Origin of the sequence: Anaerobacillus sp. MEB173 (assembly GCF_052119505.1) — a bacterium.
Taxonomy (GTDB): Bacteria; Bacillota; Bacilli; order Bacillales; family JBJMAU01; genus JBJMAU01.
In genome coordinates this window covers 1-17,429 of the sequence record NZ_JBJMAU010000019.1, presented here as the reverse complement: position 1 = coordinate 17,429, position 17,429 = coordinate 1, and the positions used below count along the sequence as shown (strand labels likewise).

Below are 17,429 nucleotides of genomic sequence, written 5' to 3'. Positions count from 1 at the left end.
CAATCATAAGTTCGATTGATCGAATAATCCGGAAAAACAGCCACCTCTCTGTCGGCTTATATCCTACAACTTCATAAGAATATGCAGAAGTTTCTTTCCTCCATTGATCTCACGCTTATCGCACTATCCCAAAATAAATCTTACTAATGTAGAAATCCCTAAATCTACAACCGCAAAGAAAACGGCAATAAAAGCTACCGTTGTAAGTACAACACCAGTATATTTAATTAACTCTTTACGACCAGGCCAGGATACTCTTTTCATCTCGGTAACTACATCACGCAAAAACTTCCCAATTGCCATCAATGCCACCTCCAGCTTTCTTAATTCTAACGAAATCTATATAAGCTAGTTATTTTGTTTCTTTGTGAAGGGTATGAGCATTGCATGCTTTACAAAACTTTTTCATTTCAATGCGAACTGTTACATTTTGTTTGTTTTTTTCCGTTGAGTAATTCCGAGACTTGCACTCGTCACAAGCAAGAATAACCTTATTACGCATTGCCTTCCCTCCAAAATGTTAGACAACCCTTATATTAACATACCTAGACAACTTTATCACACCGCTTTTCTAGTGTCAATAAAGCGAGAGGGGCAGTAGGGAGTTTATAGTTTATAATTTAGAATGTAGAGTTTAGAGTTACTTGGTTGATATTTCAAGTAGACACCAAAAGAAAAAACTTCTTGATTAGTCCTTAAGCAAGTCTAAACTTAACTTTTCTATCAGTTTTGCCAAATTGGTCACGTTTGAAACATTGGTATACCACAAAAAAACAGGGTTTCCCCTGTTTTACAGACTTACACCTTTAATTTCCACATAACGTTCTAGCTTTCTCTTCACACGCTGTAATGCATTATCGATTGATTTAACATGGCGATTCAAGTCAACTGAAATTTCTTGGTACGACCTGCCGTCCAAGTACAGCATCAGAACTTTCCGTTCGAGTTCACTTAGTATTTCCGCCATCTTCACTTCTATATCATCAAATTCTTCCTGGTTAATAATAAGCTCCTCTGGATCGGTGACTCGTGTCCCGCAGATCACATCGAGTAGTGTACGGTCAGACTCTTCATCGTAAAGAGGCTTGTCTAGTGAAACATAGGAATTTAATGGAATGTGCTTTTGTCTCGTCGCTGTCTTAATCGCTGTGATGATTTGTCTTGTGATACAAAGTTCTGCAAACGCTTTAAAAGAAGATAGCTTGTCCCCCTTGAAGTCACGAATCGCCTTATATAATCCAATCATTCCTTCTTGGACAATATCTTCATGATCAGCACCAATCAAAAAGTATGATCTCGCTTTAGCACGCACAAAGTTCTTATACTTATTAATTAAGTATTCAAGAGCAGCACTATCTCCCTCACGGACATATTCCACCAAGCTTTCATCTTCTATTTGGTCAAAACTAGAATTATTGGTCTCCTTGAGGTCTATGCTCACCTTAAATCCCTCCGCCCCTACGATTGTCTGAATATAAAAACATTATACTTAACGGTTGGAGAGCCGTCAACCGCTCATCCTTTCTCTCGACGCCATTTTTCAAAAATTTCGGCAATTTCAGTTGAGATCGGAATTTTTGTCGAATTTCCTTTGTTCACCTTCGCTTTTACTGTTTTGGCAATTTTCGACTCAATGTTATTCATTTCGACCAAAAGTTCTCTTGCCGACTTCCGTAATGCTCCCTTACCAAAGATCACCCACTGTTCGGTATAATCAGAAGTAGCTACAGTGATTTGGGTTTTAACATTGATTAATTCACTTACTAACTTTTCAATTCTTTCATCAGCTGTCTCATTTTCACGAGTGTAGACGACATCAATTCTGAAATTCTTGTACTTCTTTCCGGCACCGGAAACCATGTGAGCATCAAAGATAACAATCACCTTGCAGCCCGTAAAGGCCTGATACTCAGCCATCTTTTCAATTAAGAGATCGCGCGCTCCTTCTAGATCATGGTTATTCTTTAAAGCTTTTAACTCCGGCCAATCACCAATAATGTTGTACCCATCAACGAGCAGGATGTTCTCCATACTAATCCGTTCCTAATGGATGACGTTTTCGATACACTTCATACATTAATAGGCTCGCTGCTACTGATGCATTTAAGGAGGTGACTTTCCCTTCCATTGGAATTCGGATTAAGAAGTCGCATTTTTCTTTCACCAAACGACTCATTCCCTTTCCTTCACTGCCGATGACCAATCCAATTCCCATATCAAAACTTAATTCTCGGTAATCTTGCGTTCCTTTGGCATCAGTACCAACAAACCATAACCCTCGTTCTTTCAATTCATCGATTGTTCTTGCTAAATTGGTGACCCTGACAACGGGAACATATTCAATCGCACCTGTGGATGCTTTAGCTACTGTAGACGTTAATCCGACAGAGCGCCTTTTTGGAATAATGACACCATGTGCCCCTGCTGCATCCGCAGTACGAAGAATGGATCCCAAATTATGAGGATCTTCAATTTCATCTAATATGATAAAAAAAGGATCTTCTCCTCGTTCTTCCGCTCGTCTGAAAAGGTCTTCCATACTTGCATACTCATAGGCCGCAACAGAAGCAATTACCCCTTGGTGATTCGTCGTACTGACTAATTGTTCAAGCTTCTTTTTAGGAACATGCTGAATTAGAATTCCGTTTTCTTTTGCTAAATCTATGACTTGGTGAATTTGTCCTTTTTGTGTTCCTTCACCAATCCAAATTTTATTAATCGGCCGACCAGAACGTAATGCTTCGAGAATCGCATTTTTGCCCATAATAAATTCACTATTATTACTCAACACGATCACTCCTTTCCTTTATTATCGTTTAATTGGAACATTAACGCGATAATTTCATCAATTCTTTCATATTTATTTAAAAAATAATGATAGCCAATAAGTGCTTCGAACGCTGTACTGTAGCGATATGTATGAAGATCTGTATTTTTTGGCACTGTTCCACTTTTTGCATTTCGGCCCCTCATGACGACAGACACTTCATCATCGGATAACAGACTATTTTCTAAAAGGTGGCCGAGAAATGCCGCCTGTGCTTTTGCTGAAACATAACCCGTCGCCTCTCGGTGCAATTGGTTCGGCTTCACCTTCCCATTCGCAATTAAGTAATAACGAACATACGTTTCAAGGACGGCATCTCCCATATAAGCAAGGGTTAGTCCATTCAACTGCTTTGCATCAATCTTCATCTCTGTTAGTTTCATCATCTTCATTATACCCTCTTCCAACGTACTCCTTGTGCCGTATCTTCTAGGATTATATTCATCTCTTTTAATTGATCACGTATTTGATCTGCTAAGGCAAAATCGCGATTCTTTCTGGCTTCGTTTCTTTTTTCAATTAATGCTTCAATTTCTTCATCAAGTAGTTGTTTTTCTGATGTCACTGTAATGCCAAGTACGTCGGCAAATTCTTTAAATGACGCAATCAACGTCTCTAATACTGCCTTTGATGTATTTTGTTCGCGTAAATACGTATTGGCCAACTTCGCCATATCGAACAAAACAGAAATCGCATTGGCACTGTTAAAGTCATCGTCCATTTCTTGAATAAAGCGTTCTTTTAGTTCATTGACTTTGCTGAACCAGTAATCTGCCTCACCTAAATCTGCACTGCTTTCGAGACGGTGCTCAAGATTCGATACCGTTGTCTTAATTCGGTCTAAACCAGCTTTCGCACTTTCAATAAGTTCTCTATTGAAATTAATTGGGCTACGATAATGAGCCATCAGCATAAAAAAGCGAACAGCCTCGGGAGAATGTTGTTGAATAATGTCATGCACTAAAACAAAGTTCCCAAGTGATTTCGACATTTTTTCGTTATCAATGTTAATATATCCATTATGCAGCCAATAATTGGCCATTTGTTTCCCTGTTAATGCTTCCGATTGGGCAATTTCATTTTCATGATGCGGAAATGCCAAATCTTGACCACCTGCATGGATATCAATCGTTTCACCTAAATACTTCTTAACCATGGCTGAGCATTCGATATGCCACCCTGGACGACCTTTCCCCCACGGGCTATCCCATGAAATCTCACCTGGCTTTGCCGCCTTCCAAAGCACAAAATCAAGTGGGTCGTTCTTTTTTTGACCGACTTCAATTCGCGAGCCTAGCTGCAAGTCTTCAATCGATTGATCGGATAACTTTCCGTATTCGCCAAATTTTTTCGTCTTAAAATAAACATCTCCTTCAATTTCATAGGCATATCCTTTTTCAATTAATGTCTCGACAAATTCAATAATTTCCGGCATAGTCTCGGTAACTCGAGGATGATGATCTGCCTTTTGTACTCCAAGCGCACATGTATCTTCAAAGTATGCTTCGATAAAACGCTCCGCAATCTCCGGCACTTCTTCCCCTAATTCCTTTGCAGCTTTAATTAATTTATCATCTACATCCGTAAAGTTTGAAATATATTGAACGTCATAGCCACGGTATAAAAAATAACGGCGAATCATATCAAAGACTATTGCTGGTCTTGCATTTCCAATATGAATATAATTGTAGACCGTCGGGCCACATACATACATTTTTAATTTCCCAGCTTCGATAGGAACAAATTTCTCCTTTTTTCTTGTTAGCGTATTATATACATGTATCGTCATTTGACAGTCTCTCCTTTTTTATGCTGTTCAAGTTCTTTCTGTAACGTTTTTAACTGTACTTCCAAATCCTTTATTTTATCGTAGACAGGATCAGGAAGATTATGGTGATCTAAATCTTTACTAATTTTTACTCCATCTTGGATAATCACTCTACCGGGAATCCCAACTACGGTGGAATTCGGAGGGACTTCCCTTAATACAACAGATCCTCCGCCAATTTTGGAGTTTTTCCCAATCGTAAATGAACCTAGAACTTTGGCGCCAGATGCAATTAAGACATTATCTTCAACTGTCGGATGTCTCTTTCCTTTCTCTTTCCCTGTTCCCCCTAATGTCACTCCTTGATAAATCGTGACATTATCACCAATTTCACACGTTTCACCAATGACGACACCCATACCATGGTCAATAAATAGACGTTGACCGATCACTGCACCGGGATGAATCTCAATACCAGTGAAAAAGCGGCTAATTTGCGAAAGAAGTCGGGCAAGAAAATACATCTTCCTCTTCCATAGCCAGTGTGCAATTCGATGTGCCCAAATTGCATGCACACCAGAATAGGTAAATATCACCTCTAAGCGATTTCTCGCTGCAGGATCTTGTTCAAATACAACATCAATGTCGTTCTTTAATGTTTTAAGCACGGTTCTCCCCACCTTCTACTATGTTTACGTATTAGTCTGTACAATGGTCATAGCGACCCGATCAAAAAAAGCGTCTCTGTGCCAAGATGGGCACAGAGACGCTTTAGCGCGGTTCCACTCTGTTTAAGCAACCAAAATATCTTCATTGGTTCCTTCACTTCACTCTGTTAACGGAGGAGATCCGCTCTTATCTACTAATTTTCAATAAGAGACTCAAAGGCGCACTTCAAATTGCATTCTTTAAACCACTTTCAGCCATGTTGGTTCTCTCTGAAAAAGAATCAAACAATTTTACTTTACCTTCTCAACATTTTATCATTATTAAACTAATTTTTTTAGACGAGTAAGGACGACTTCTTTTCCTAATAGTTCAATCGCTTTTGGTAAATCAGGTCCATGCACCTGACCAGTTGTAGCAACGCGAATTGGCATGAATAATTGTTTCCCTTTTTGCCCTGTTGCTTTTTGTGTTGCTTTAATCGCAGCCTTAACTTCACCATCTGTAAATGTTTCAAGCTGCTCAATTTCAGCTGCAAACTGGTTAAGAACTTCAGAGACATAATCACCATTTAAGACTTCCTTCGCCTCTTCATTATAATCGATTTCTGTTTTAAAGAACAACTCTGTTAGCTCAACAATTTCAGCACCATAATGCATTTGATCTTGGAATAGCGCGACAGCCTTCGTTGCCCACTGCTGATCCTCTGCGGTTAATTGTGCTGGGAGTCTGCCTGCTTTCACAAGGTGAGGCAATGCAAGCTCAACAACTTTTTCAAGAGGTGCCTTTTTCATATATTGGTTATTCATCCAAGCAAGTTTGTCTGTATCAAATACTGCCGGAGCTTTGGATACACGTTCCAAACTAAATTGTTCTGTCAATTCTTCTTTTGTAAAAATCTCTTCTTCGCCTACCGGTGACCATCCAAGTAATGCTAAGAAGTTCACAATCGCTTCAGGTAAGTAGCCAAGTTCTTTGTATTGCTCAACAAATTGCATGATCGACTCATCACGTTTACTCATTTTTTGACGATCTTGATTTAAAATGAGTGATGCATGAGCAAATAATGGCGTCTCCCATCCGAATGCTTCATACAGCAGTACTTGACGTGGAGCGTTTGACAAATGTTCTTCCCCACGGATGACATGTGAGATTTCCATTAAATGATCATCAATCACTACAGCAAAGTTGTACATTGGCACACCGTCACGGCGAGCGATAATAAAGTCACCGATCCCATTCGCTTCAATATCAAAGGTAACTTTGCCACGAATTGCATCATCAACAACAACACTGCCACTGTCAGGGACCCGAAGGCGAACAACAGGCTTTCGTCCTTCTGCTTCGTATGCAGCACGCTGCTCTTCTGTTAAGTTGCGATCACGCCCACTGTATTTAGGCGTTTCGCCACGGGACATTTGTGCTTCACGTTCTGCTTCTGACTCTTCTTCCGTCATATAACAATAATAGGCTTTCCCCTCATCCAATAGCTTTTGAATATGTTGCTCATAGATATCAAGACGTTCCATACAACTATACGGCCCGAACTCTCCGCCAACATCAATGCTTTCATCCCAGTCAATCCCGAGCCACTTCATACTATCCATCAGCTTCTCAGTTGCATTCTCAACATTGCGCGCTTGATCTGTATCTTCAATTCGAATAATGAATTTTCCACCTTGATTTCTTGCAAATAAATAATTAAATAAAGCGGATCTTGCACCACCGATATGTAAATGTCCAGTTGGACTAGGCGCAAAACGAACTCTTACATTTTTTGACATGAATGTCACCCTTCCAATTGTATCTTCTCTCAACTTTTCTTATTCTATCACCAACAGGATAGGAATGGTCAAGACTCAACAAAAATTTATAATGTAAAATGTAAAATTATTAGTAGAGAAGTCGGCGAAGTAACTTCCCCTGTCGACCTTCAAAGAAATTCTCTACTCCTTTACTAGTAAGACGACGGCTTGGGAAGCGATTCCTTCTTCACGACCTGTAAAGCCTAATTTTTCCGTCGTTGTTGCCTTTACATTCACTTGGTCTACTTCAGCCTCAAGGATTCTTGCAATTACTGCTCTCATATCTTGGATATGTGGAGCCATTTTCGGCTTCTGTGCCATAATTGTGCAATCAATATTTCCTAATTGATATCCTTTGCTTTTTACAAGATTCCATACATGCTCCAGAAGCTTAGCTGAATCAGCATCTTTGAATTCTGGATCTGTATCTGGAAAATGTCTTCCGATATCACCTTCTGCAATCGCACCTAAGCATGCATCAGCGACTGTATGTAATAAAACATCTGCATCTGAGTGCCCTAATAATCCCTTCTCATGAGGAATGGTTACTCCCCCAACAATTAATGGTCTCCCTTCAACTAACTGATGAACATCAAACCCTTGTCCAACTCGAATCATTCTCTTTCCCCCGCTTCTCTATTTAATATTGCATTTGCAAATAATAGATCTTCCTTTGTTGTTAATTTAATGTTTAAATAATCTCCTTCAACTACTGATACATTATGAAACCTCTCTACCAAACTTGCATCATCAGTTCCAATAAACCCTTGTCGTTCTGCATGTTCATGGGCTTTTTTAATAACAGACATACGAAAAGCTTGTGGGGTTTGCACTGCCCACAAGCTTGAACGCTCCATCGTTTCTTGTACAGAAGACTCAATGACACGTTTGACCGTATCTTTTACCGGTACAGCAAGGATTGCTGCCCCAGTAAGGCTAGCCTGTTCGGTTAACTGATGAATATGGGGTTGCTTTACAAATGGTCTTGCACCATCATGGATTAAGACGATATTTTCATTTGTTATCGCTTGAAGCCCATTATGGACACTATGTTGCCGTTCGGATCCACCTGGAACTATTTTTGTCACTTTTTTAAGCTCATACTTCTTTATAAGGTCACGAAAAAGTTCAATTTCCTTTTCATTTGCAACAAGAATAATCTCCTTACACCATGGATCTGCTTCAAATACATATAACGTATGAATAATAACGGGCTTTCCTAGTAATTCAATGAATTGTTTATTCTTTCCCGCTCCCATTCGTTTTCCTTGTCCAGCAGCAGGAATAATTACCGAATACTCCATTCTTACCACCATATCCTATTCAATTATTACTAATAAGTTTGTTCTGTTCACAGTGCCTTTTCTAACAATTTAGGTTTTGCAAAAATCATTCTTCCAGCGGATGTTTGCAAAACGCTTGTCACTAAGACATCAATCTGTTTCCCAATATAATCACGGCCGCCTTCAACAACAATCATTGTTCCATCATCGAGGTAAGCAACACCTTGATTATATTCCTTACCGTCTTTAATCACTTGAACATTTAATTCTTCACCTGGAAGCACAATCGGTTTCACCGCATTTGCTAAATCGTTAATATTTAACACCGGTACTCCTTGTAATTCACAAACCTTATTTAAATTAAAATCATTTGTAACAACTAATCCATTTACAACTTTTGCTAATTTTACAAGTTTACTGTCTACTTCTTGAATCTCTTCAAAGTCGCCTTCATAAATTTCAACCTTAATCGAAAGTTCTTTTTGGATCTTGTTCAAAATATCAAGACCTCGACGACCACGGTTACGCTTTAAAACGTCTGATGAATCGGCAATATGCTGCAACTCTTCTAGCACAAATTCAGGAATTACAAGCGTCCCTTCCAAAAACCCCGTTTGACAAATATCAGCAATTCGTCCGTCAATAATAACACTTGTATCAAGAATCTTTAATTCAACACCGTGTCGTTCGACTACAGGTTCATCAGTTTCTTTTTTCTTCCCTAACCGATTAGAAATGGAGAAAAGGTTAATTAATTCATCTCTCTTTTTAAATCCTACTTGGAATCCTAAATATCCTAACACAAACGTCAAAAAGATTGGCAGTACTGTGCTAATTAAAGGAAATTCAATTCTATTCAAAGGTAGAACAATCAAAAATGCAACAAGCAGCCCAAAGATAAGTCCCATCGTACCAAATAAAACATCCGTTGCAGGTGCCTTTACAATTTTTTCCTCAACCAAACGAATTAAATCAACAATATAATCAGTAACCCAAAATGTCGTTAAAAATAATATAAGTGCGCCTATAACTGCTCCTGCATATGAACCCATAAACCAATCAGGTAGGTTACCAAAATTAACTAAGCGAATAAGATCAGGTACATAAATATATCCTAGAGTTCCTCCAACTAGTATAAAAAACAGCTGAACAATCCTTTTCAGCATTCGCAATCACCTCCTCCTACTATTATAGACAAACCTCTGATTTTGAAACCTATCAAACTAAACTTCACATAAAATTACATTTTTTTGCTTTTTACATATAATAATTATGCTAATTATTACATAAGATTTGGACTTAGCTTCTATCTTAAAATAGCAAAATAGCACAAAAAAGTCAAATAATCAAAAAGTATAATTATACCTTTACTGTTTAGCATTCGTCAATAGTTTATCTTATTCTGTAGAAATATGGAAATCTTTGTAATCATATGTTCCTATCAATAAATAATTGCTCTTGAATTCTTTGCAGACCTTCTTTAATTTTTTTCGCTCTTGCTTCCCCAATCCCATCTACATCATCTAATTCTCCAATTGATGCTACAATGATTTCTGTAATACTTTCAAATTTTTCAATTAAGTTTTCAATAATTATTGGCGGAAGTCGTGGGATTTTATGGAGGATGCGGTATCCTCTTGGACAGACCGGTGTTTCCGGTAAGTTCATACTTTTTGAATAACCTAATAGTTTCACAATAATATGATCATCTAATAACTCTTCATTAGACAACTTTTTTAACTGCTTAAGTATGTGATATGGGTCTACATCTTTGTCCTTGGCATAATCCTTTATTAATAGAACCGCTTCTTTTTCAATATTAGAAACAAGTTCCTCCATCTGCATTTTAATTAATCGTCCTTCACTGCCTAGCTCGTTTACATAGTTTTTAATTTCGGTTTTAATTCTTAGTACCATCTCAACACGATGAATCACTTGCGAAACTTCTTGAAATGTGACAAGCTCTTCAAACTCAAGTGCTCCAAGGTTCGTAATACTTTGATCCAAGACTGATTTGTATTTTTCTAGCGTTTGTATCGCCTGGTTTGCTTTTGTTAGAATCACACCAATATCTTTTAATGAATAACGATATTCACCTTGATAGAGGGTAATAACATTTCGCCGTTGCGAAATCGCAATGACTAAATTTCCAGTCTGCTTGGCAACTCGTTCCGCCGTCCGATGTCGAATTCCTGTTTCCGAAGACTCAATCGATGTATTTGGTACAAGCTGCGTATTCGCATATAATATCCTTTTCCCATCTTCACTTAAAATAATCGCTCCATCCATTTTTGCTAGTTCATATAGAAAGGCCGGTGAGAATTGACAGTTAATAAAAAAACCACCATCAACTAAGTTCATGATTTCATTATTATATCCTAATACAATTAACCCGCCTGTTTTTGCACGCAATACATTATCAATCCCATCACGTAAAGGTGACCCTGGCGCTACAAATGTTAGTACATCATTTACAAAAGCATTTTTGTTATTCTCACTCAATTGTTAACGCCTCCCTACTAAAACATCTAGTGCTTCCTCAACGGTTGTTACACCTATTACTTTGATACCGTCAGGCTTAGTCCAGCCATCAATATTCTTCGTAGGTATAATTGCCCTTTCAAATCCTAGTTTCGCTGCTTCCACGACACGCTGCTCAATTCGAGATACACGCCGTACTTCTCCCGTTAAACCGACTTCTCCAATGACAACATCAGTAGGGTTCGTTATTTGATCCCGGAAGCTTGAGGCAATACTGACGGCAACCGCTAAGTCTATGGCTGGTTCATCCAGCTTTACACCACCAGCAACATTCAAGTAAGCATCCTGATTTTGTAAAAGTAACCCGACTCGTTTCTCTAACACCGCCATAATTAAGGAAACGCGATTATGATCAATACCCGTTGCCATTCTTCGCGGGTTACCGAAACTTGTTGGTGAAATTAATGCCTGCAGTTCAACAAGAACGGTCCGTGTTCCCTCTATTGCCGCCACAACAGTCGAACCAGCCACTCCTTTTGAACGTTCTTCCAAAAAAATTTCTGATGGATTTACAACTTCCTCTAGACCACTTTCTTTCATTTCAAAAATACCAATTTCATTTGTTGAACCGAAACGGTTTTTCACTGCCCGTAAGATTCGAAACGTATGATGTCTCTCCCCTTCAAAATAGAGTACTGAGTCAACCATATGTTCTAGTAATCGTGGTCCGGCAATTGCCCCTTGCTTTGTAACATGACCTACAATGAAAATGGCTACTCCTTTTGTTTTCGCTATTTTCATGAAGGCTGCGGTACACTCACGAACTTGAGAAACACTCCCCGGTGCCGATGTCACTTCTGCTTGATAGACCGTTTGGATCGAATCGATAATGACAAGTGTCGGTGCTAATTCATCAATTGCCTTCTCGATTAACTCCAAATCTGTTTCAGCAAGGACATATAAGTGATCACTAGAAATCCCTAATCGATCTGAACGTAATTTCGTTTGTTTTACAGATTCTTCGCCTGAAATATAGAGAACCTTATATTTATTATTTGCTAATTGTGCGGAAACTTGCAGTAACAATGTTGATTTTCCTATCCCAGGGTCACCGCCTACGAGAACGAGAGAGCCAGGAACAATCCCCCCACCTAATACGCGGTTTAATTCTTTAATTGTCGTATTAATTCTTGCCTCAACATCACTTACAACCTCTGTGATCGCTTGAGGTTTTGCTGATTGAGGTGATGACGATGTAACATAGCCGCGACTTCGTTTCGAAGCAGCAGCTTCAACAAACTCCTCCACCATTGAATTCCAGCTTTGACATCCTGGACATTTACCCATCCATTTCATTGACTCATAGCCGCACTCTTGGCAAACAAACTTTGTCTTTCGTTTTGCCATACTAGTACCCACTCATTTCTATTACAAACATATATTTGTTTCACCTTTATTTTATTATCAAAAAGAAAAGCGGTTTATCTGTTCTATATGTAATCTAACCATCTTTTATTACAGAAAAACCGGAAGACATCCTTATATCCCCCGGTTTTTCCTTTTTTTAAACTGTTTCAGCGCCAGAAGTCGTTTCTACAACATACTCATTCTCTTTCACATCGAGAATAACCTTTTGTCCTTTAGAAATATTGCCTTTTAATAATTCCTCAGATAAACGGTCCTCTACTTGTCGTTGCAATGCTCTTCTTAACGGTCTAGCACCGTAATCTGGGTCGAAGCCTTCATCAGCAATTTTTCCTTTTGCTTCATCTGTTAATTCAAACTCAATTCCTTGCTCAGCTAAACGCTTCTTCAACTGATCAGCCATTAATGTAACAATTTCTTTAATGTGCTCTTTCTCAAGCGAATGGAAGACGATAATTTCGTCAATTCGGTTTAAAAACTCCGGACGGAAACTACGCTTAAGTTCTCCCATTACTTTGTCTTTCATATCTTTATATTCACGGCCTTCGCCTTCAACAGCAAATCCAAGCGTTTTGTTTTTCTTAAGTGTGCTCGCCCCAACATTTGATGTCATAATGACTGCTGTGTTTCTAAAGTCAACTGTTCTACCTTTTGAATCAGTCAATCTTCCATCCTCTAACACTTGAAGGAGAATATTAAACACTTCAGGATGTGCTTTCTCAATTTCATCTAGAAGAATAACGGAATACGGCTTACGACGAACTTTTTCAGTTAACTGTCCACCATCTTCATGACCTACATATCCCGGAGGAGAACCAACTAATCGAGACGTTGCATGCTTTTCCATATACTCAGACATATCGATACGAATAATCGCATCTTCATCACCAAATAGTGACTCTGCTACTGCACGAGCAAGCTCTGTTTTACCTACACCTGTAGGTCCTAAGAAAATGAATGATCCAATTGGACGCTTAGGATCTTTGAGTCCTGCCCGGGCACGACGCACCGCCTTGGAAATTGCCTTTACAGCCTCTTCTTGACCAATAACACGGTTGTGTAGAATCTCTTCCATTCGTAACAGTCGTTCTGTTTCTTCTTCAGCCAGTTTTGAAACAGGCACACCCGTCCAGCTTGCAACAACTTGGGCAATATCATCGGTTGTTACTTCCGTGTTTTCTTGACCTTGCTGTTCTTTCCATTCATTCTTAGTCAATTCGAGTTCTTCTCTTAAACGCTGCTCTGTATCACGTAATGAAGCAGCCTTTTCGAATTCTTGACTTTGCACTGCTGCGTCTTTTTCTTTTCTTGTTTCCTCTAGTTTTTGTTCTAATTCCTTTAAATTAGGCGGTGCCGTATATGAGCGAAGACGTACTTTTGAAGCTGCTTCATCAATGAGATCGATCGCTTTATCCGGTAGGAAACGATCAGAAATATAGCGATCTGATAGTTTTACTGCTTCCTCAATTGCTTCGTCTGTAATCGTTACACGATGGTGGGCTTCATAACGGTCTCTTAACCCTTTTAAAATAAGAACAGATTCGTCAAGAGTAGGCTCTTCGACTTTAATCGGTTGGAAACGGCGCTCAAGTGCTGCATCTTTTTCAATATATTTACGGTATTCATCTAATGTTGTCGCTCCAATACATTGCAACTCACCTCTAGCAAGAGAAGGCTTTAAGATGTTTGAGGCGTCGATTGCCCCTTCTGCACCACCTGCTCCAATGAGTGTATGCAATTCATCAATAAACAGGATAACATTTCCTGCTTGTCGAATTTCGTCCATAACTTTCTTTAAACGATCTTCAAACTCACCGCGGTATTTCGTACCTGCAACAACTGTACCCATATCAAGAGTCATTACACGCTTATCACGTAATGTTTCAGGAACTTCATTCGCTACAATTTGCTGTGCTAATCCTTCAGCTATCGCTGTTTTACCTACACCAGGCTCACCAATTAGTACAGGGTTATTCTTTGTACGTCGGCTTAATACTTGAATAACTCGCTCAATTTCTTTCGAACGACCAATTACAGGGTCTAATGTCTCTTCACGAGCAACGGCTGTCAGGTCACGTGCTAGACTATCTAATGTTGGCGTATTTACATTAGCTGCTGTTCCGCTTTGTTGACTTGAACCGGTCGCTTCGTTACTGCCCAGTAATTGTAATACTTGTTGGCGTGCTTTATTTAAGCTTACACCAAGGTTATTTAATACTCGGGCTGCAACCCCTTCCCCTTCTCGAATTAAACCAAGTAAAATATGCTCAGTTCCAACATAGGAATGCCCTAACTTACGAGCTTCATCCATAGAAAGCTCAATCACCTTTTTTGCTCGAGGCGTATAGTGAATTGTTTTCGAACCTTCTTGTCCTTTTCCAATTAGTGTCTCTACTTCTTTTTGGATTTTGTCTGGACCTAATCCTAGAGCAAGTAATGCTTTAGCAGCAATGCCTTCCCCTTCTCGAATTAAACCTAATAAGACGTGTTCAGTCCCAATATTATTGTGTCCTAATCGGATTGCTTCCTCTTGTGCCAGAGCTAATACTTTTTGTGCGCGTTCTGTAAATCTTCCAAACATCATAGTAGTCTCCACCTCCAAAATTAATTAGCTTTCATTTTCTAGTCTTATTCTTTCTCTAATTAGTGCAGCCCTTCTTTCATCTCGTTGCTCAGGTGCCAATATTTCCCCTGCAAACTGCTGTAAGAAACCAGGCTGCGTTAAGATCATCAGTTCATTTAGAATATTCGCTGACACTCCTTCGATTAGGTTTAAGTCGATACCTAAGCGAACATCGGAAAGCCGTTGGGTGGCTTCCTTTGATTCAATCGTTCTACTATAGGCTAATATTCCATATGAGCGATAGACGCGATCTTCGAGTTGTAACTTAGAAGTTTGTAGAAGAGATTCTCTTGCTGAGCGTTCTTGCTGAACGAGCTGCATCACAACACCTCTCAAATCTTCAACAATATCTTCTTCTGATTTACCTAGTGTAATTTGGTTTGAAATTTGAAACACATTACCTAATGCTTCACTTCCCTCACCGTATATTCCCCGTACAACTAATCCCAACTGATTAATTGCTGGTAAGATACGATTCATTTGTTGAGTGATCACTAATGCAGGCAAATGCATCATAACTGAAGCACGTAAACCAGTCCCAACATTTGTCGGACAACTAGTTAAATACCCCCTCTTCTCATCAAAGGCATAAGTAACTTTTTCTTCAATCCAATCATCTATACCACTAGCTAGAACAAGACCTTCGTTTAATTGAAAACCTGGGAATAAACATTGTATTCGTAAATGGTCTTCTTCATTTACCATAATACTTACAGATTCGTCCTCACTTAACAAAACACCTCCATGTTTTGACTGTTCGGCTAAATGTGGACTAATTAGATGTTTTTCGACAAGTACTCTTTTTTGGTTGGCTTTAATCTCGTCAATATAAAGTAATTCAAAAGGACCAAAGTGATCGTAGACTTTCCCATTAAGCTGTTCATCAATATAAGTAATTACCTTTTTTGATTCATCCATATTTGAAACAAGCGGAAAAGGGTAATCTTCCAAATTTCGAGCGAAACGAATACGACTGCTTAATACAATATCTGAATCCGGGCCTTCTTTTTTCATCCAAGGACTGATAGCCTCACTGATAAAACGTTGGAGTGACATTAGATCATCCCTCCTTATTATCGTGTATTTTAGTTTCTAATGATCTTATTTGATCTCGTACTTCGGCTGCTTTTTCAAATTCTTCCCGGTCAATATGTTGTTTCATCAGTTCCTTTAATTGCTCGACTTTCTTCTTTAATTGAATCGTGCCTCCGATTCGTTTGGGGATTTTCCCCGAATGAACGGTATTCCCACTATGGACCCGTTTTAAAATAGGATCTAGTTTTTGACTAAACGTCTGATAACAATTTGAGCAGCCAAATCGTCCTGCAGTCGCAAATTGGCGATAACTCATCCCGCATTTTTCACACATTAATTCTTGAAAAGTGGACTGCGCCGAATGACTTGAGATTGGCTGTTCAAAATTTAATAATCCAGAGAGTAATTGATGAATCGAAAAGCTGTTCGATCCAGGAAAATATTCACCCTTCTCTCTAGCACATTGGTCACATATATGAAATTCTGTCTTTTTTCCATTAATAATTTTTGTAAAGTGCAGTGTTGCTTGTCTTTGATTACATTCTTGGCATTGCATAACAGTCGGTCCTCCCTCTCAAAAGTGAGTGGCATGTATGAGCTGCCATACATTTAATTGGTGTATTTTAATGAGGTTAGCATTGATTTTAAAAGATTAGCACGTAACTCATCTCGATGTGGCAAAGCAATATTCAACATCGCTCGGTCAACCACACTTAACATAATATTGGCTTCACGCTTTGTAATCGCTCCTTCCTCATAGAGCCTCAAAATTAAACTCTCAGAGGTTGGTTGATTAACCTGATGGCTAATGAGCTCTAACATTTGGTCAATTAAATGGGCATGGTTGTTTGCTTGTACTTTAATAATCCGAATGTACCCTCCACCACCGCGTTTACTCTCCACTATATAGCCCTTCTCAATAGTAAACCTTGTACTAATAACATAGTTGATTTGTGAGGGAACACATTGAAACCGTTCCGCTAATTCACTACGTTTGATTTCTACTGATTTTTGATCACTTTTGGTCAGGATCGTTTTTAAATAATGTTCAATGATATCTGAAATATTTCTCATTATTTATAAACTCCCCTCTTGACTTTGACTATATTTGACTTTAACTATATTATATCTTTTTCAGCGGAGTTTGCAACTATTTGCTACCCAAAAATATTATTGCCACATCTCAAAGAAATAACCCTAACATTCGTCTGAATCTTACCGTTTTGAAACAGCTTGTCATATTTCAATATAAAATTAGGGTACTAATTCTAGCTTTAGTTTTGTTTATATTCTCTCTTCTTCCCAACAAATCCTTCTTTCCATTAAGATGAATGCTCTATGTCATTGGATCGTCAAAAGTAGGCTTATGTAGTTCCTAATATAATTTATAGGAGTGTGTATTTCTACTCGTTAACATCATATGCACTGTAAGCGAATGAGTATGAGTTTAATTAGTTAAAGATTTATATAGACAAAAAAAGCACTAATCATATCATTATGATTAGTGCTTCTTTTC

18 protein-coding genes and 1 other annotated feature are annotated in these 17,429 nt (G+C 38.7%); all 18 genes read right to left on the bottom strand.

Features of this window, described 5'->3' with window-relative positions; translation table 11 throughout:
* Positions 1 to 123: 123 nt before the first annotated feature.
* On the bottom strand, positions 124 to 303 hold the full coding sequence (secE, locus tag ACJ2A9_RS20350) for a preprotein translocase subunit SecE (RefSeq protein WP_441423530.1): 180 nt from the start codon (positions 301 to 303) through the stop codon (positions 124 to 126).
* Between the two features lie 49 nt (positions 304 to 352).
* On the bottom strand, positions 353 to 502 hold the full coding sequence (gene rpmG, locus ACJ2A9_RS20345) for a 50S ribosomal protein L33 (protein WP_441423529.1): 150 nt from the start codon (positions 500 to 502) through the stop codon (positions 353 to 355).
* A 288-nt stretch (positions 503 to 790) separates the two neighbouring features.
* A complete protein-coding gene (sigH, locus tag ACJ2A9_RS20340; protein ID WP_441423528.1) occupies positions 791 to 1,441 on the bottom strand; it encodes an RNA polymerase sporulation sigma factor SigH in 651 nt (216 codons plus the stop codon).
* A gap of 74 nt (positions 1,442 to 1,515) precedes the next feature.
* Positions 1,516 to 2,031, bottom strand: a complete 516-nt coding sequence (locus ACJ2A9_RS20335; RefSeq protein WP_441423527.1) for an NYN domain-containing protein — start codon at positions 2,029 to 2,031, stop codon at positions 1,516 to 1,518.
* Position 2,032: 1 nt separating this feature from the next.
* Positions 2,033 to 2,764 (bottom strand): 23S rRNA (guanosine(2251)-2'-O)-methyltransferase RlmB, encoded by a 732-nt coding sequence (gene rlmB, locus ACJ2A9_RS20330; RefSeq protein ID WP_441423585.1) that lies wholly within the window; start codon positions 2,762 to 2,764, stop codon positions 2,033 to 2,035.
* 29 nt (positions 2,765 to 2,793) lie between these two features.
* On the bottom strand, positions 2,794 to 3,210 hold the full coding sequence (locus ACJ2A9_RS20325) for a Mini-ribonuclease 3 (protein ID WP_441423584.1): 417 nt from the start codon (positions 3,208 to 3,210) through the stop codon (positions 2,794 to 2,796).
* A gap of 8 nt (positions 3,211 to 3,218) precedes the next feature.
* Entirely contained in the window at positions 3,219 to 4,616 is a 1,398-nt protein-coding gene (gene cysS / locus ACJ2A9_RS20320) for a cysteine--tRNA ligase (protein WP_441423526.1), read from the bottom strand.
* Positions 4,613 to 5,263 (bottom strand): serine O-acetyltransferase, encoded by a 651-nt coding sequence (gene cysE / locus ACJ2A9_RS20315; RefSeq protein WP_441423525.1) that lies wholly within the window; start codon positions 5,261 to 5,263, stop codon positions 4,613 to 4,615. The genes cysS and cysE overlap by 4 nt, the downstream gene beginning before the upstream one ends.
* Before the next feature lie 91 nt (positions 5,264 to 5,354).
* Positions 5,355 to 5,580 (bottom strand) — a binding site (T-box leader).
* A gap of 4 nt (positions 5,581 to 5,584) precedes the next feature.
* Positions 5,585 to 7,045 (bottom strand): glutamate--tRNA ligase, encoded by a 1,461-nt coding sequence (gltX, locus tag ACJ2A9_RS20310; protein ID WP_441423524.1) that lies wholly within the window; start codon positions 7,043 to 7,045, stop codon positions 5,585 to 5,587.
* Between the two features lie 162 nt (positions 7,046 to 7,207).
* The gene (ispF, locus tag ACJ2A9_RS20305; protein WP_441423523.1) at positions 7,208 to 7,684 is read right to left on the bottom strand and encodes a 2-C-methyl-D-erythritol 2,4-cyclodiphosphate synthase; all 477 of its coding nucleotides are present in this window, start codon (positions 7,682 to 7,684) and stop codon (positions 7,208 to 7,210) included.
* Positions 7,681 to 8,370, bottom strand: coding sequence for a 2-C-methyl-D-erythritol 4-phosphate cytidylyltransferase (gene ispD / locus ACJ2A9_RS20300; RefSeq protein ID WP_441423522.1), 690 nt, complete (start codon positions 8,368 to 8,370; stop codon positions 7,681 to 7,683). The genes ispF and ispD overlap by 4 nt, the downstream gene beginning before the upstream one ends.
* A 47-nt stretch (positions 8,371 to 8,417) precedes the next feature.
* On the bottom strand, positions 8,418 to 9,515 hold the full coding sequence (locus ACJ2A9_RS20295) for a PIN/TRAM domain-containing protein (protein WP_441423521.1): 1,098 nt from the start codon (positions 9,513 to 9,515) through the stop codon (positions 8,418 to 8,420).
* 262 nt (positions 9,516 to 9,777) lie between these two features.
* Positions 9,778 to 10,851 carry a DNA integrity scanning diadenylate cyclase DisA gene (gene disA, locus ACJ2A9_RS20290; protein WP_441423520.1) on the bottom strand — a complete coding sequence of 358 codons (1,074 nt, stop codon included), beginning with the start codon at positions 10,849 to 10,851 and terminating at the stop codon, positions 9,778 to 9,780.
* Positions 10,852 to 10,854: 3 nt separating this feature from the next.
* Positions 10,855 to 12,237, bottom strand: a complete 1,383-nt coding sequence (gene radA / locus ACJ2A9_RS20285) for a DNA repair protein RadA (RefSeq protein WP_441423519.1) — start codon at positions 12,235 to 12,237, stop codon at positions 10,855 to 10,857.
* Between the two features lie 157 nt (positions 12,238 to 12,394).
* Positions 12,395 to 14,839 carry an ATP-dependent protease ATP-binding subunit ClpC gene (gene clpC, locus ACJ2A9_RS20280; protein ID WP_441423518.1) on the bottom strand — a complete coding sequence of 815 codons (2,445 nt, stop codon included), beginning with the start codon at positions 14,837 to 14,839 and terminating at the stop codon, positions 12,395 to 12,397.
* Between the two features lie 24 nt (positions 14,840 to 14,863).
* Positions 14,864 to 15,934 carry a protein arginine kinase gene (locus ACJ2A9_RS20275; protein ID WP_441423517.1) on the bottom strand — a complete coding sequence of 357 codons (1,071 nt, stop codon included), beginning with the start codon at positions 15,932 to 15,934 and terminating at the stop codon, positions 14,864 to 14,866.
* A gap of 4 nt (positions 15,935 to 15,938) precedes the next feature.
* The gene (locus tag ACJ2A9_RS20270; RefSeq protein ID WP_441423516.1) at positions 15,939 to 16,469 is read right to left on the bottom strand and encodes a UvrB/UvrC motif-containing protein; all 531 of its coding nucleotides are present in this window, start codon (positions 16,467 to 16,469) and stop codon (positions 15,939 to 15,941) included.
* A gap of 53 nt (positions 16,470 to 16,522) precedes the next feature.
* Complete coding sequence (locus tag ACJ2A9_RS20265; RefSeq protein ID WP_441423515.1) at positions 16,523 to 16,987, bottom strand: CtsR family transcriptional regulator; 465 nt, start codon at positions 16,985 to 16,987, stop codon at positions 16,523 to 16,525.
* Positions 16,988 to 17,429 lie beyond the last annotated feature (442 nt).